Below are 15,992 nucleotides of genomic sequence, written 5' to 3'. Positions count from 1 at the left end.
AAGCCAGGACATCCACGCGGCTACGCCGAAATAGACTACCCTTTCAGCCGAAGCCCGCCGTAATGGGCTTTCATCCTGCTATCGTCGCTCTGGCGATTCACACCGGCGGACCAGATTCGGTCCCAAGAGGGTGCACCGATGGCGACCATCGAAACTCAGGCCCTTGAAAAAGGCCTGCAGCAGGTTGAAGCCTGCTGGCAAAAGTATACCTCGTCACAGCGACTTGTCGAAGGCCTGAAGGGGAGTGACCTGAGCGCAGCCGTTGACACGGCCAAGCGAGATTTCACAAGGTTTCAGAACCAATGCCAACTTTTCTACGCCGAGGTGCGCAAGCGGGCAGCGGACGCGGACAAGCTGGAAAGCGACATGGCACGGTATCCCCATCACTACCCGTAGACGCCGGATTCGATCCAGCGGCGCATCGGTATTTAGCGTGGCTCAGTATCAAGTCACTGCATTTGGTATCGCTCATCGGAAACGTCGGGAATAGATGCACCCACGCCAGCAAACCCACAGTCGTACAAACACACAGGCCTTTCTGTGTGTGACTTGAGGTAAGCGATCATGGCTAACAATCAAGACAAGGGCGGCAATCAGGGCAATACCAACACCGGTGCGGGCAACAACACCGCGGGTGCTGGCCAACAAGCTGGTCAAGGCTCGGGTGGCGGTAGCCAAACCGGACAAAAACCTGACGACAAGATGAACAGGGAAGGAGACCGCGCTAGTGATACTGGCAGCAAGGGAGGCAGCCCTGAACACCGCGGGACCGACAAGCAGAATGTGACGGATAAAGACCGCATGGGCGGCCAGCAATCGCAAACCGATAAACCGCAGTGGGACAAAGACCGCTAATCGGTGCTCATGCGCACCGGGGTGGGATAACCACTCCGGTGCGAACGGAACGCGTCAGATTGAGCGCTGATTGACGCGGGCAGATAGCTGCTCGGCGCTTTCCTTGCGCTCCGAATAACGATCCACCAGATACGCCTGGCGGTCGCGCAGCAGTAGGGTGAACTTCACCAGTTCTTCCATCACATCAACCACGCGATCGTAATACGGCGAAGGTTTCATGCGCCCGGCCTCATCGAATTCCAGATAGGCCTTGGGTACCGACGACTGGTTGGGGATGGCGAACATGCGCATCCAACGGCCCAGGACGCGTAGCTGGTTGACTACGTTGAACGACTGCGAACCGCCACACACCTGCATCACGGCCAGGGTCTTGCCTTGGGTTGGGCGCACCGCACCCAGCGCCAGGGGGATCCAGTCGATTTGCGCCTTGAACACGGCGGACATCGCCCCATGACGCTCCGGCGAGCACCACACCTGGCCTTCCGACCACAGCACCAGTTCCCGCAGTGCCTGCACCTTGGGGTGCTCCACGGGCGCATCATCAGGCAACGGCAGGCCTGATGGGTCGAACGTGCGGGTTTCGGCACCGAAGTGCTCCAGCAGGCGCGCGGCTTCTTCCACCAGCAAGCGACTGAAAGAGCGCTCGCGGGTCGAGCCGTACAGCAGCAGGATGCGTGGTTTGTGTTCGCAGGTTCCGGCTGCCGCTGGCGGCAGGTCGAACAGCGTGAGGTCGAGGTTAGGCAGTTGCTCGGACATGTATTCCTCCTGCTCAGAGCGTGCCGATGCGGTCCAGCTCATGCTTGAGCTGCTCGCGGTCGAGGGTGCCGAAAGGCAGAGCGAAGAAGGCCTGGCAACGGTACTCGATGCGGGCCAGAGTGGCGCGGAAAGCCGCGTCGACCGACGCCTCGTCCCCCTTCACATCGGAGGGGTCTTCCAACCCCCAGTGTGCCTTCAGTGCAGGGCCGAAATACACCGGGCAGGCTTCGCCGGCAGCCTTGTCGCACACGGTGATGACGATGTCCGGCGGATTATCTTCGAAAGCATCGTTGCCTTTGCTGGTCAGGCCTTTGGTCGAGATGTTGGCGTGCTGAAGTGTGGTCAGGCTGCGGGGTAAAACCTGCCCCTTGGGAAAGCTGCCGGAGCTGACTGCCTCGAAACCGGGCGGCGCCAGGTGGTTGAACAGCGCTTCGCAAAGGATGCTGCGGCAGCTGTTGGCCGTGCACATGAACAGGACTCGCATGGAGGGTTCCTCGGTTTGATGGCGGACGTCAGAGGCTCAGGCGCAGTGCCAGGGCCGAGAGGGTGATCAGCAAAACCGGCAGGGTCAGCAGGAGGCCGACAGCAAAGTAGTAACCCCAGGTGATGCGCATGCCTTTGCGCTCCAGCACATGCAGCCAAAGCAGCGTGGCGAGGCTGCCTATCGGGGTGATTTTTGGACCGAGGTTGCAGCCGATGACGTTGGCGTAGATCATCGCCTCACGTATCAGGCCCTCTGCGCCGCTGGCCTGGATCGACAAGGCGCCGACCAGAACGCTGGGCATGTTGTTCATCACCGAGGACAGCAGCGCCGAAACAAGGCCGGTGCCGATGGCAGCACTCCATAGGCCTTGTTGCGCAAGCCGGTCGAGCAGGTGAGTGAGCATGTCGGTGAGACCGGCGTTTTTCAGGCCATACACCACCAGATACATCCCGAGCGAGAAGATCACCACCTGCCACGGGGCCTCTCGCAGCACGCGACGCGTTGAAATACGGTGACCGTAAGCAGCGACGGCGAACAGAGCGGCGGCACAGGCTGCGGCCACCGCACTGATCGGGATACCCAGCGGCTCCAAGGCGAACAGGCCTGTAAGCAGTGCCACCAGTACCCACATTCCGACTTTGAAGGTGGCGCGGTCGACAATCGCCTCGCTCGGTTTCTTCAGCGCATCGAGTGCATACCGCCTTGGGATGTCACGGCGGAAAAACAGATAAAGCACCACCAGGGTGGCTGCCACGCTGGCGATATTCACCGGCACCATTACCGAGGCATATTCGGTGAAACCCAGGCCGAAGTAATCGGCCGAGACGATGTTGACCAGGTTGGAGACCACCAGCGGCAGGCTCGCCGTGTCGGCAATAAAGCCCGCAGCCATGACAAAGGCCAGTGTCGCAGCAGGCGAGAAGCGCAATGCGAGCAGCATCGACATGACGATTGGTGTAAGAATCAGCGCCGCGCCATCGTTGGCAAACAGCGCCGACACGGCGGCGCCGAGCAACACGCTGAAGGCGAACAGGCGATAGCCGCTGCCGTTTGCCCAGCGCGCAACGTGCAGCGCGGCCCATTCGAAGAAGCCGGCTTCATCGAGCAGCAGGCTGATGATGATGACGGCGATGAAGGTGGCGGTAGCGTTCCAGACAATGGCCCACACGGTGGGGATATCGTGCAGGGAAACCGCGCCAGCCAGCAAGGCAATGACGGCACCCAGCGCGGCACTCCAGCCGACGCCAAGCCCCTTTGGCTGCCAGATGACGAGGGTGAGGGTGAGGACGAAGACAGCAATAGCGACCAGCATGAACATTTCGCTTGGTGAGGATCAGCAGCAGGCGGAATCACGAACGGGGCGCCCGTCCATGTTCTTCAGGCGAAGGGAATTGTCTGCCAGCCACTGCGAATTGGCCTGCAGGGTGACCTGCAACATTTCAAGTACCCAGGCGGGCAACTGTGGATTCAGGCGGTAATACACCCACTGGCCCTGGCGGCGATCCAGCAACATGCCGTTGCTGCGCAGTTGCGCCAGGTGGCGACTGATCTTGGGTTGGCTGTCGTCCAGCGCGCACATCAGTTCGCAGACGCACAACTCCCCCAGACTGGCGATCAGCAGGGTGGCACGAGCGCGAGTCTCGTCTGACAGGCTTTTGAAAACTTCAGGTGGAGTGATCATGGCAGCACCAGACATATGGAAAAGCGAATATACGTTTATCCATATGTTTGGTGCAAGCGCAGCTTGGCTGAAGCTCAGGCGAGGGTCACCCACTGGCGCAGGGTAACCTGCGCCGGTCGGTCACTTTGCAGCGGATATCAGGTTTTCCTGGCTCTGCTGCTCGACCGTTCGCTGGATCTCCCGCGCCAAGGTCTTCACATCATGCTGCTCGATTTCCTTGGGCATCACTTCAAAGCCAACCGAGTTGTACAACCGCCCCCAGGCGGCCTGTGCATCGGAGTAGGCCGCCTCGCGCTGGTAGCGTGACAGCAGCAGGCGGCCTTCGGCGCGGATCAGTTCCAGCTCGCTACCCAATGCGGCGCTGCGCGAGGAACGGGCGTAGTCCAGCAGGCTTTGATCGACGCGCAGGCTTTCGTCGGCGAAGTCCACTTCCTGGCGGGCCAGCTGGTAGCGCAGCAGGCCCACGCGGACCTGGGTGAGGATGGCCATGGACAACGCCGTGCGGCGCATGTCGTCGGTCTTTTCCTGGCTTTTTTCCGCAGCGGTGATGTCGGGGTATTGCAGCAGGCGCAGCAGGTTCAGCGAGACATTGATGCCGGTCTGGTTCCAGTCGCTGTTGTACAGGTACTTGTTGGAGTCGTACTCGTAGCCGTAGTTGAAGCTCACGTTGGGCCACAACTGGGCCTTGGCGATCTTCAGGTCGTTCATGCTCACGCGCTTGCGGTACCACTCTTCCATGATTTCCGGGCGGCGCTCCAACGACAGGCGTTCGAGTTTTTCCATGTTGCCGTTGAGCAGTGGCAGCGGCTGCTCGTTGGTGTCGGCCAGCACCATGCGGGTGTTCGGCGGCAGCGACATCAGCGCGGCCAGTTCGGCGCGGGCGAACTCCAGGTCCTGGCGGCGCACGGTGAGCATGTACACCGAGTCGAGCAGGGCGCGTTGGTAGGCGAGGATGTCCTGGCGCGGCAGCAGGCCACGGCCCTCGGCTTCACGGGCAGAGGTCAGGGCACGGTGGGTACGCATCAGCAGGCCGTCCACTTCCGGCAGCAGGCGTTGCGCACCGAGGGCACGCCAATAGGCGTTGCGCACGTCCTGCAGGACGTTTTGCGCCACCTTTTCCCGGCGTTCCTCGGCCATCAGCATCTGGTCGTTCTTTTGCTGGGTGCGGAAGTAGGCAACACCGAAGTCCAGCAGGCTCCATGACAGGCCGAGGCTGTAAAGCGTGCGGTAGCGCTCCTCGGAGGTGGACGGGCGCAAGCTGACCTGGCGGTCTTCGATGCCGATCGAGGTGCCGCCGGAATCGTTGTTGCGCCCGGCGTAGCCGGCGGAGGCCACCAGGCGCGGCAGCATCTCGTGGCTGGAAACATCGCGCAGGTCCGAGGCCAGGGCGCTCTCCAGCAGTTTCAGGCGATAGTCGAGGTTGTATTTCAGGGCCCGCGCCGACGCTTCGTAGAAGGTAATCGGCCCGTTGACCGGTTCCTGTTCCTTGTACATGCGCGCCTGGTCCTCGATGACCCGCTGACGCATTTCGTCTTCACTGTAGGGCTTGGGCTCGAAGGCCGAGCAGGCGCCGAGCAGCAGGCCGAGGGCTGTGACGGTGCTCAGGCTTTTCAATGTCGATACGGGCATAGGCTGTCCTTGTTCAATCCGTGATGAGACATCGGCGTCATGGTGCGTTGCTACCGCGACGCTGCGCGGCTTCGCGCAATTGTGCGCGGAAGCCGTTCGCCGGCTGCGCGCGTTGTTCAGGCGCCATGTCACGAGGCAGAGGTGCCCACAGTGACGGGTCTGGCAACAGGCCATCGGCACTCAGGCTGATGACGCCCTGGCGGCCGTCGACCCAGTCCTTGTCCTCCTCGCTGGCCAACCGGCTGGCGGCCACTGCCTTGGCGACGAACTGGCCGTTGACCAGGCCAAGCTGGGCGCCGAGGGACTGGCTTTCGATTTCGGGTGTGGCGAACAATTGAACGTTGCTGCCATCGGCTCCCCAGGCCGACAGGGTCAGGGACTGGTTGATCTGTTCCACCACCGGCGTGACGTAGATCGCTGGCGTAACCTCCGGCAGCGGCAAGCCGCCCAACCTTTCCTGGCTGTCGCGGTCCAGGTACGGCCCCGGTGGAATGTAAGGCGTGGAAATATCCAGGGTGATGGTCAGCTGGGCCTGGTCGGTTGCACCGGCCAGGTCGCTGACGGTGTAGGTGAAATAGTCCTGGAGCACTTGCCCCAGGCCCGCCGCCGCCAGCACCTCGCGGTTGCTCAGGTCGATGGTGTAGGTGTAGCTGCCGTCGGCATTGAGCACCAGGGTGCCGTAGCGGCCGGCGATGGGCTGGCCAATGACACCGGCAGTGCCACTGGCGCCTTCCTGGCCGCTGCGGATACCCGTGACGGTCAGGCTATCGCCGCCGTCCACGTCGCTGTCGTTGGGCAGCACATTACCGCTGGTGTGCGGCGCTGGTACCTGGTCACTGGCAGTGTTGCTGTCATCGCGGGCCACCGGGTTGTCGTTGGCCCCCTGGACGGTCACGCTCAGACGTGCCTCGGAGGTGGCGCCAGCGGTATCGCGCATGCGGTAGGTGAACACTTCGCGTAATGTTTCGTTCGCACTGCGCATGGCCTGCACGATGGGGTTGGTGTTGTCGACCAGGTATTGGTAACTGCCGTCAGCACTGATCAGCAGGGTGCCATACAGGCTTTGCAGCAGTTGGCCGGCGCTGGCGGTCTGGCCGTTTTCGGCGCTGTACTGCAGCACGGTCTTGCTCTCACCGTACTGCACGCCGTCCACGTCGGTGTCGTTGTCCAGCACGTTGCCGCGCGGGTCTACCCCCGCGCCGGTATTGTTCACACCGCCGGCTTCCACGGCGATGGCGGTGTCATCGTGGGCTACCGGGACGTCGTTGCGGCCGTCGATGGTAATGCTCAGCAGGCCGTTGGCGGTGCCGCCCCAGAGGTCGGTGAGCAGGTAGGTGAAGTTGTCCACCAGGGTTTGGCCGCTGACACGCAGTGCCTGCACCGTTGCCAGGCTGTTGTCGAGCACGTAGCTCCAGCTGCCGTCGGCGTTCAGGGTCAGGTCGCCGTACTGGCCGCGCAACGTTTGCCCGACTGCGGTGGGGCTGCCTGGCAATGGCCCGTCGCCGCTCCAGAACGCCAGCACTTCGAGGGTTTCCGGCACGATGATGTTGATGGTGTCGGGGTCGCTGTCGTTGTCCATCACGTTGCCGGACGGGTTGCTGCCGGGGATGGCGTTGTCCAGGCCGCCGGCTTCGATGGCCAGGCCCTGGTCAGGGTTGGCCACCGGTGGCTGGTTTTCACCGCGGATGAGCACGAAGAGGGTCGCGGTGTCGCTCAGGCCGCCGCCGTCGGTGACCTGGTAGGTGTAGCGCTGGATGACGAAGCCCAACGGGCCGAGTGCGATGATGTCCGGGTCGCTGGAGTTGACCACGAAGCGGTAACTGCCGTCGGCATTGAGGGTCAGGGTGCCATAGTTGGTGGTGACGGTGGCGCTGCCGGTCAGCGGGTCGAGCGTCGGGTTGCTGCTTTCTTCGCCCACACCCACGGCGGTGACGGTCTTGCTGTCATTGGCATCCACGTCAGTGTCGTTGTTCAGCACATTGCCGGTGGGGTTGCGCCCGCCATTGCCATCGTCATCGGTGGCCACCGCGTACGCCAGGTCATCATGGGCCACGGGGGTGTCGTAGCGCCCTTCGATGGTGATGGTGATTTGTGCCTGGGAGCTGGCACCTTCGGTGTCGTGCATGCGGTAGCTGAAGGTTTCGACCAGGCTTTCGCCGGCCTTGAGAGCCTGTACGGCCGCCAGGCTGTCGTTGACGGTGTAGACGTAATTGCCGTTGGCATCGATGCTCAAAGTGCCGTAGCTACCGGCTACCTGCGTGGCGCCCGCGCCAACCTGGACGAACGTACCGCCGGCGGCGAGGGTGCCCAGGTAAACACCATCCAGCGTCTTGCTGTCACCGGCGTCCACATCAAGGTCATTGCCCAGGGCATTGCCGCTGCCGGCCTGGCCTGGCGTGCCGTTGTTCACGCCACCGGCTTCGACGGCGATGGCGCTGTCATTGGCGGCGATCGGCGTGTCATTGCGACCGTGAATGACCACGGTAAAGGTGGCGGTGACGGTCTTGCCGTTACCATCGCTGACGCTGTACTGGAATACCTCGGTGAGCCGGTCGGCATCGGTACGCAGGGCCTGCACGGCGCTGTTGGCGTTGTCTACCACGTAGCGGTAGTTGCCCTGGCTATCCAGGACCAGGCTGCCGTAGTTGCCCGCCAGTGGTTGCCCGAGAATGCCTGTCACCCCCGTTGGGCTGAGCACGCCGCTGATGCTCAGGGTATCGCCGTCGGGGTCGCTGTAGGCAGCACTGATGTTGCCGCTGGGATCGACGCCGGCGATGGCGTTGTTCAGGCCGCCGGCTTCGATGGCGTCGATGCTGACGGCGTTGACCACGGGTGGGTCGTTGACCCCGGTGACGGTGATCACCAGCTGCGCCTGGTCCGTCAGGCCGCCGCTGTCGTGGATCTGGTAGGTAAAGATCACGTCGAGGCTTTGCCCGGCCGCCAAGGCACGTATGGCAGGGTCGGCACTGTTGACGATGAAGGTGTAGGTGCCGTCCTGGTTGAGGATGAGCTGACCGAAGTTGCCGCTGATCAGGCTGTTGTCGGCCAGCCGGGCCACGCTGCCGTCTATGGCTGCGGGGCTGCCGGCGCCGACCGGGGTGAGTGCACCCCCGGTGCTTTCCAGGCCACTGCGCACACCGTCGACCTTGAGCTGGGTGGCGGTTGGCTGGTCAAGGTTGTCGACGTCGGTGTCTGCGCCCACGCCACCGTTGCCGGTGATCACGTTGCCACTGGCATTGACCGGTGCTGGGCTGCCATCGCTGGCACCGGCAGTGGCGGTGCCATGGTCGTCCACGGCCACCGGCGCATCATTGGCACCCTGGATGGTGATAACCAGCACGCTGATGGAACTGAGGCCATCAGTATCGGCCATCTGGTAGCTGAACTGTTCGACCAAGGTCTGGCCGGGGGACAGCGCCTGGACGGCAGCGTTGTTGTTGTCGACCACGTAGCGGTAACTGCCGTCGGTGTTGAGGGTCAGGGTGCCAAAATTGGCCACCATGGTGGTCGACCCACCGCTGGGCAGGGGGATGATGCGCCCGCCGCCCGGGCCGTCGAAACGTAGGGTGGTGACATGCTTGGTTTCGCCCAGCGCTGGGGAGTCCACGTCAGTGTCGTTGTCCAGCACGTTGCCGACTGCGTCCTGGCCCGGTGTGCTGTTGTTGGTGCCCCCGGCTTCGATGGCAGTGGCGACGTCGCCGTGGGCGATCGGCGTGTCGTTGGCACCGTGGATGTTGATCTGCAGCACCGCGCTGCTGCCCAGGCCGCCGGTGTCGACGATGTCGTAGCTGAAGAACTCGCTGATGAACTGGCCAGCGGTGCGCAGCGCCTGCACAGCGGGGTTGTCGTTGTCGACGATGTACTGGAAGCCCCCATTGGGCCGCATGACCAAGGTGCCGTAGAGGCCCTGCAAGACTGTGACGAGATTGTCGCCCACCGCCACACCCCCTGGCGTGAGGTTGTTGGCAATGCGGGTGACGGTAAGCACGTCGCCGTTGGTCTGGATATCGACGTCGGTGTCATTGAGCAGCACGTTGCCGGTCGGGTTCACGCCCGGGTCGCCGTTGTTGAAACCGCCGGCCTCCACCGCGATCGCCAGGTCGGCGTTGGCGATGGGCGCGTCGTTGACCGGGGTGATGATGATGTTCATCACGTCGGTGTCGGTCAGGGCATCGACCGGGTTTTGCCCAGGAATACCGTCGCCGTTGAGCGGGTGGTCGCCGTAGTTGCCCTGGTCGTTGGTGACCATGGTCAGGGTTTCGGCGGTGCGTGCCGTGTTGAAGTCCTGGTCGCCTTTGTAATAAAGCTGCGCGAGCAGTGCGTTCAACTCGGCCAGGGTGCCAGTCAGTACCAGGCTGCGTCCGGCACCGGCCGGTGGTGTGGCATTGGCTGCCGGAGGGGTGGCGCTTTGCCAGAGCACCCCGTGGAGTACCGACAGGGTAATGGTCATGACTCCGTCGGCATTGCCAGCATTCACGTCCACGTCGCTGATGGCCAGCCCCGTGAGGTGCAGCACCGTGTCTTCCAGCCCCTGTTGGTCGGCCACGGTGTTGACCGGGGCTTCGTTCAGGTGCACGTAGCCGGCATCGGCGGTGCCAGTCGAGCCTTCGCCCAAGGCCAGGTTGATGCCGCCAAGCCCGTTCGCCGCAGTGCCGGTATCGCTGTCGATGCGTAACCGGAAGTTGTTGTTCGCCGCTGCTTGATGGTCTTGCGCCACGGCCACCAGGTAGCTGCCCGAGGGCAATAGGGCGAACTGGTACAAACCGCCATTGGCGGTAACGGTGGTGAAGGTGCGATCGTCAGCGGTGCCGAACTGGCCGTCGTCTCCGGCCCAGGTCAGGGTCACGTCGATGCCGTCCAGGCCTGGGCCATCGGGGGTGACGCTGTCGGTGGCGCTGCGGGTGTCGTCCCATAGCGTGCCTTGGATCACGCCCATGCCAGCCCCTTCGCTGAGCACGTAGTTGTTCAGGCCGTTGGCGCCGTCCTGGCCGTTGCGCTCACCGGTGGCGCCACCGGCGATGGCGGGCAGCGAGCCGCCCCAGCCGTTGTTCTCGAAGTCGGTGGGCAGGCTGGTCCAGGTCAGTACCGCAGAACTGGCAGCATTGTCGGCGATGGTGACGTTGGGCAGGGTGACCGTGTAGATCACCTGCACGGTGTCGCCTGGTGCCAGGCGATCGAAGCCCAGTGAAATTCCCGTACCGTCGCTGAAGCTGACGCCTGCCGGCAGGTTGGCCAGGTCCAGCGCCGCGCCGTTGAGCAGAATGCTTTGTACCAGGTAGTTGCTGCCGTTGGGGAACTGGTCGGCCAGGTGAGTGTTGTAGGCGGGCACGTCACCGTTCTGGGTGAAGCTTACCGAAACCGTGGCGTTGGTGGTGCCGTTGCCTGGGCTGACGTCGATGACCGATTTGTCCAGGTTGACGAAGCTGGGCTCGACCACCCGCTCGAACAGGGTGTCGCTCTTGCCCCTGTCCACGCCGCCGTTGAGGCCGACGTGTTCGTGGGCCGACACGCCCAGGTTGGCACCGGCCTGGTTGCTGGCCACGTTGCTGACGCGCACGTTGAATTCCAGCACCACGCCTTCGACATCGGGGTCGTTGATTTCGTTGTTGATCAGGTTGCCCAGGCTGAACGTGACGGTCTGGCTGCCATCTGCATGGGTGGTAATGACCAGCCGCCCATTGTTGATGTCGAACACCCCGGTCGGTACGGCGCCGGACAGATCTGGGTTGATGCCTTGCGCCACATCGCTGAGCTCGTTGCCCGGCATGCTCAAGGTGCCGCTGCTGATCAGGTTGGTGGCATCGGTGGTCAGCCCGGTAGGGGTGTTGGACAGGAAGGCGATGAGGATGTTGTTGAGGCTGGCGGGAATGAACTCCAGGCCTGCGGCGAGTTCGATGCGGATCTGGTAGTCAGGGTTGTCGCCGGTGGGCACCAGCACAGCCACGCGATAGCGCACGATTTCACCGACCACCACAGTCTCGGAAACACCGCTGGTGTCGGTCACGCCGCTGCTGTTGGTGGCGGGGGGCGTGTCGGTGACGCCGCCTACCCGAGAGATGCGCACGCCGTTGCTGACCTGGAAGGTGAGCAACGATGCCAGTCGGTAATCGTTCAGGCTGCCGCCATTGAGCAGGCCATCTTCGCCACTGCGTTCGCCATTGACGGTGTCGATCGCATTGCTGCTGCCGTCAAGGCTGGTCCAGCGCACCTCCACGGCGTTGGCAAAGGCCGCTTCACCGGCTGCCGTGGCGTTCACGGTGCCGGTCAGTTGCAGCACGATGCGACCGCCGTTGGCGATGTCGATATTGGCCCCGCTGACGCTGATCAGTTGGCCACCCTGGATGATGAAGTCCGCGCCGCCATTGTTGGTCGCACCACCGCTGTAGGTAATGCCGGTAATGCTGACGCCAGAGAGTTCGGTGGGCAGGCCGTCGAGCAGGCTGATATCGAAGGCGTTGGTACCCGAAGTGTTGGTGATGACGATCTCGAAGGTGACCACGTCGCCGTCTTCGTAACCTCCGAACACCGGCGTAGAGGTGATCTGTTGCGTCACCGTCAGCGTCGGCTCGACGATGGTGACGCTCGGTTGCTGTGCGCTGACCACGTTGCGCTCTACCGGCGTGGCGCCATTGGGGGTATCGCCGTCGGGGTCGCTGTATACCAGTTGCGCCCCGTTGTTCAGCGTGGTGCCTTGCTGGTTGCCAGTCACGTTGCTGGCCACCAGTACCAGGCGGATGACGAAGCTGTTGTTGCCGGTTACGTTGTCGGCGTTGGCACCGGCACTGCTGAACACCAGTTGCAGGTCGGCACCGTCACTGCCGTCCGGCGTGAGTGGGTTGATACTGACGCTGCCATTGAAGTCTGCGGTCAGCGCCGCGCTGCCGGCCACCGTGGTAATCAGCTGGTAGCCGAGGTTGCCATTGAAGCGTGGGTCCAGGCGCAGGCCGGGCGGGATCAGGTCGTTGAGGCGCAGGTTGCTGGTCACGCCTTCGGGCAAGGTGATGACGATGTCGTAGGTCATGCTTTCGCCGACCACCAGGTTGCTGCCGGTGGTGTGCGCGGCACTGGAATCATCGTCGCTGAGGCTGCCGTTCTGGTAGGTCTTGCTGATGCCAGGGGCGGCGACCTGCTGGTTGGCGACTTCCACCAGGTCGGTTGGGGTGAAGTCCTGGCCGCCATTGACGCTGGCGTAGTTGGTCAGCGCTGCGCTGCTTTGCAGGGTGCTGGAGGCGAGGATCGCGTCGTTGACAGTGACGTCGTAGGTGATGACTACCACGTTGGCACCGGACAAGTCGCTGGCGGTGCCTGCACGGCCAGCCAGGAGGGTGGCCTGGCCATTGGCGTCGAGGAACGTGATGGTGCTGCCGTTGACGCTGTAGTCGGTGCCGGCCACCAGCAAGGTGCCGTCGCCACGGTAGATTTGCAGGTTGGCCGCCGCCAGGCTGCCACCGACAAAGGCAAGCCCGGTGGGCAGGGTGATGCTGGTGCTGACATCGTAGGCACCGCCGCCACCGGTGTTCTTGAGGGCGGTGGCCAGGCGCAGGGTGTCGGCGCCGTCGATGCCACTGACGTTGCCGTCCACCGCCGCCAGGCTGGTGACGCTGCCGCCGAACGGCACGCCGCTGGTGCCGGGTGCGTTCCAGCTGCCCGTGGTGCCGGTGACCGTGCCGTTGCTGCTGGAGACAACCCCGTGCTTGATGTCCAGCACCGGTTCGGCCACCGACTCGATCACCGCCACGTCCGAGGAGACGAGCACGGTCTTGTCCACCGTGGTGGTCTGGCTCGATTGCGCCAGCACGTCGAGTTCACGCTGGTCGGCGAACGGCTGGTCGCCGACCACCATGGTGAAGCGCACTTGCACCGTGCCGCCATTGAGGCCGCCGGAGGCGTAGTTGCCGAAGTCGAAGACGATGGAGTTGCCGGGGCCGGTGGTGACGCTGTCCGGCACGTCCAGAATGGTGTTGCCGCTGCCGATGCTCCATTGCCCGACACCGGTGCCGAAGCTCCAGCTGATGCCGCTGGCATCCAGCAATGGCAGCGGCAGGTAGGCGGTAAGCTTGAAATTCTCGTAGTCGGCTATCAGCAAGTCGTAGCTGATGGTGAAAGTCACCACATCGCCTGGGCGCAGCTCACCGTTGGCGGGCGGGTTACCGCCGTTGACCTGGGTGAGCTCGATATCGACGTTGGAGGTTTCGATGGTGCTGAGGGTGCTGGAACCATCCGTCTGGGTGCCGCCGATGTTCAACGCATCGCGCAGCACAGTAGCGGCCACGATGGCATTGTTGCCCACGCTGTCGCCTTCGTTGAGTTGGTCGTGGGGCGGGTGGTCGGTGGTGTAGGTGGTGTCGACAGTAGCGTCATAGACGATGCGCAGGCCGGTAGCGCCGTTCTGTTCGGTATCGTCGTAGAGGTCACCGAACAAGGCCGCCACGCCGGGGCCGGCGATTGCCTGGCGAATGGATTCGGCAATGTCGAACACCAAGGTGGTGCTGCCGTCGGCGTTCACCGTCTGGGTAAAGACCAGGGCGATGCTCAACGACGTGCCGTTGCCCTGCAGCAGCAGGGTGGGTGGGTTGGCTGAGCTGAACGTCAAGCCGTCGCCGAGCTGGTCGGTGACGGTGAACTGGCCTTGCTCGAGGATGTTTTCGCCGAAGGCGAAGAAGTCGGAAATGGCCACGTCCATGGTGTAGCGCAGGGTGTCGCCGGGGGTGAGGCCGACGCTGCCGACGTCGTTCTGCAGGTCGACTTGCTTGAGCAAGGTGATCGACTTGGCGACGAAGGTCACGCCCTGGCCATTGCCGGTTTCACTGAACGGGTAGCCGTCCGGGTCCAGCGGGCGGTCGCGCGGGTCGAGCGGGTTCCAGCCGCCTGTGACGCTGGCGGTCCCGAAATTGATGGTGACCGGGTTGCCGGTAGTCGGGTCGAGCACTGGGCGGCCATTGGCGTCGATTTCCGGCACATAGAAGCTCACCTGGGTTTCGCTGGCGGCGCTCAGGCTGTCGTAGTGAATGGCATAGCTGGCCACGAAGGCGTTGGGGTTGGCCAACGCTGCTGCGATCAGCGCGGGGTCGGTCAGCACCGTGCCGTCGTGCAGGGTGACCGACGTCAGCGTGCCGCCGGGGCCTGGGGTGATGGCGCTGACATGGACCTGATCGGGCACCGTCTGGGTCACGGTGACGTTGGTCAGGGTCTGGCCGGGGGCCGGGGTCACGGTGACCGTCTGGGTGCGGGTGTAGTTGGGGCCGGTGACGGTTTCGCCTTCGGGCATGTTGACCGTTTGCGTGACCTTGAGCAGGGTGGGGGTGATGATGAAGCTGTGCAGCGAGGCTTCGACCAGGCTTGGGTCCTGAACCGGGTTGTTCAGCGAGTCGTTGCCGTACTCGAAACCGGCCCTGGCATTGATGGTGAGGTTGGGCGCGCCATCGGAGTAACTGGTATCGGCCAGGTTGCTCAACAGCCCGGTGACCTGGATGTCGATGCTGGGCTGGCCATTGGTCACGCTGGCGTAAGGCAGTTGCAGCACCACCATCTGGTCACCGGGCTTCATGCCGACACTGGCGGCATTGATTACCAGTGCATTGCCACTGGCATCCTTGGCCAGCGGGTGGCTGGCATTGCCGTTGGCATCGAAGGTGATCACGAAGCTGTTCACTGCCTGTCCCAGATAGGTAGCGGACACGAATGTGGCGCCATCGTTGCCGTCACGGCCAGTGGCGGGCATGAACAGGTCGAGATAAGGGGCGTAGCCTTCCTGGGTCGAGGGGTTGGTGAAGCTGACGGTAAAGGTGAATTGTTCGCCCAGCTGCACTTCGGCGCCACCGCTGCCAAGGCTTGCGGTGGGGCTGGCATCGGCCAGCAGGCCCTGGAAGCTGGTCAGCGTGGAGGCGGCCAGGGCGATGGTCTTGTCCACGTCGCCGCTGCGCACTTCCAGGCGCCAGTCGCCACCGGCCAATTGGCTGCCGGTGGCATTGTTCGAGGCGCCGACATCGGCGCCGGTCCAGCGCGCCAGTTCGTCAACCAGCGCCTGGCCGCTGCTGCCGGCGCCGACGTCGCAGCCGTACAGCTGGATGTCGGCCCCGGCATTGAGTTCGCCGCGCCATGCGCTGAGGCGCTCGCCCAGTTGCTCGACGGATTGCTGGGTGAACACCTGGTTGCCCAGGGTGAACTGGCCAGCGGCGCCGTGGGAGAACACCTGAATGGAATCGACCTTGCCCAGTTGCGCCAGGGTATTGCTGATGGCCGCGATGGCGTCCTGGCCTGCGTCCACGACCAGTGCGGTGGTGCCGGCCGGCAGGCTGGCGACGAGCTGGTCGCGGTTTTCCACGCGGGCGTCGACCACCACCAGGTTGCGCGGTTGGGCGGCGGGTGCGGCGGTGGTTTGCGCTTCACTGGCGGTGGGGGCGGGGTGGCTGGTGTCCTTGGCCTCGGCGTGACCGGGGTCGCTGTGCTGCTGGTCGACAGCGGCAGCGGCTGCACCGTCGAACAGAATCCGTTGTTCGAGGGCCAGGGTTTGTGACCGGGGGCGCAAGGTAGCGCCGATACCGGCTCTGTTCTTCATGTCCATGATGAATACCTGCTCGCAGAAAC

General features: G+C 63.6%; 8 protein-coding genes. 2 read left to right on the top strand and 6 right to left on the bottom strand.

All coding sequences use genetic code 11. The annotated features are described in order from the left end of the window. Nucleotides 1–138: 138 nt before the first annotated feature. Both ACNQP3_RS15990 and ACNQP3_RS15985 read left to right on the top strand, forming a co-directional pair. The gene (locus ACNQP3_RS15990; RefSeq protein WP_264316206.1) at nucleotides 139–396 is read left to right on the top strand and encodes a hypothetical protein; all 258 of its coding nucleotides are present in this window, start codon (nucleotides 139–141) and stop codon (nucleotides 394–396) included. A 168-nt stretch (nucleotides 397–564) separates the two neighbouring features. Next, nucleotides 565–855, top strand: a complete 291-nt coding sequence (locus tag ACNQP3_RS15985) for a hypothetical protein (RefSeq protein WP_060492481.1) — start codon at nucleotides 565–567, stop codon at nucleotides 853–855. A gap of 54 nt (nucleotides 856–909) precedes the next feature. Here the strand turns inward: ACNQP3_RS15985 and arsH are convergent, their stop codons facing one another. The 6 genes from arsH to ACNQP3_RS15955 all read right to left on the bottom strand — a co-directional run bounded on the left by arsH (nucleotide 910) and on the right by ACNQP3_RS15955 (nucleotide 15,969). Then, nucleotides 910–1,611, bottom strand: coding sequence for an arsenical resistance protein ArsH (arsH, locus tag ACNQP3_RS15980; protein WP_264316205.1), 702 nt, complete (start codon nucleotides 1,609–1,611; stop codon nucleotides 910–912). Nucleotides 1,612–1,624: 13 nt separating this feature from the next. After that, a complete protein-coding gene (locus ACNQP3_RS15975; RefSeq protein WP_060514066.1) occupies nucleotides 1,625–2,095 on the bottom strand; it encodes an arsenate reductase ArsC in 471 nt (156 codons plus the stop codon). A 28-nt stretch (nucleotides 2,096–2,123) separates the two neighbouring features. After that, on the bottom strand, nucleotides 2,124–3,407 hold the full coding sequence (locus ACNQP3_RS15970) for an arsenic transporter (RefSeq protein ID WP_264316204.1): 1,284 nt from the start codon (nucleotides 3,405–3,407) through the stop codon (nucleotides 2,124–2,126). Between the two features lie 21 nt (nucleotides 3,408–3,428). After that, nucleotides 3,429–3,776 (bottom strand): metalloregulator ArsR/SmtB family transcription factor, encoded by a 348-nt coding sequence (locus ACNQP3_RS15965; RefSeq protein WP_012272699.1) that lies wholly within the window; start codon nucleotides 3,774–3,776, stop codon nucleotides 3,429–3,431. 120 nt (nucleotides 3,777–3,896) lie between these two features. Beyond that, nucleotides 3,897–5,405, bottom strand: coding sequence for a TolC family protein (locus ACNQP3_RS15960; protein ID WP_012272698.1), 1,509 nt, complete (start codon nucleotides 5,403–5,405; stop codon nucleotides 3,897–3,899). A gap of 37 nt (nucleotides 5,406–5,442) precedes the next feature. Then, entirely contained in the window at nucleotides 5,443–15,969 is a 10,527-nt protein-coding gene (locus ACNQP3_RS15955) for a VCBS domain-containing protein (protein WP_264316203.1), read from the bottom strand. Nucleotides 15,970–15,992 lie beyond the last annotated feature (23 nt).

It is taken from the genome of Pseudomonas sp. LFS074 (assembly GCF_047978165.1).
In the GTDB taxonomy this organism is placed as follows: domain Bacteria; phylum Pseudomonadota; class Gammaproteobacteria; order Pseudomonadales; family Pseudomonadaceae; genus Aquipseudomonas; species Aquipseudomonas putida_P.
This window is presented reverse-complemented; position numbering and strand designations above follow the sequence as displayed.

Coding starts and splice junctions, on each gene's coding strand:
- ACNQP3_RS15975 (WP_060514066.1), bottom strand. CDS start 2,095: ATGCGAGTCCTGTTCATGTGCACGGCCAACAGCTGCCGCAGCATCCTT.
- ACNQP3_RS15960 (WP_012272698.1), bottom strand. CDS start 5,405: ATGCCCGTATCGACATTGAAAAGCCTGAGCACCGTCACAGCCCTCGGC.
- arsH (WP_264316205.1), bottom strand. CDS start 1,611: ATGTCCGAGCAACTGCCTAACCTCGACCTCACGCTGTTCGACCTGCCG.
- ACNQP3_RS15970 (WP_264316204.1), bottom strand. CDS start 3,407: ATGCTGGTCGCTATTGCTGTCTTCGTCCTCACCCTCACCCTCGTCATC.
- ACNQP3_RS15955 (WP_264316203.1), bottom strand. CDS start 15,969: ATGGACATGAAGAACAGAGCCGGTATCGGCGCTACCTTGCGCCCCCGG.
- ACNQP3_RS15985 (WP_060492481.1), top strand. CDS start 565: ATGGCTAACAATCAAGACAAGGGCGGCAATCAGGGCAATACCAACACC.
- ACNQP3_RS15965 (WP_012272699.1), bottom strand. CDS start 3,776: ATGATCACTCCACCTGAAGTTTTCAAAAGCCTGTCAGACGAGACTCGC.
- ACNQP3_RS15990 (WP_264316206.1), top strand. CDS start 139: ATGGCGACCATCGAAACTCAGGCCCTTGAAAAAGGCCTGCAGCAGGTT.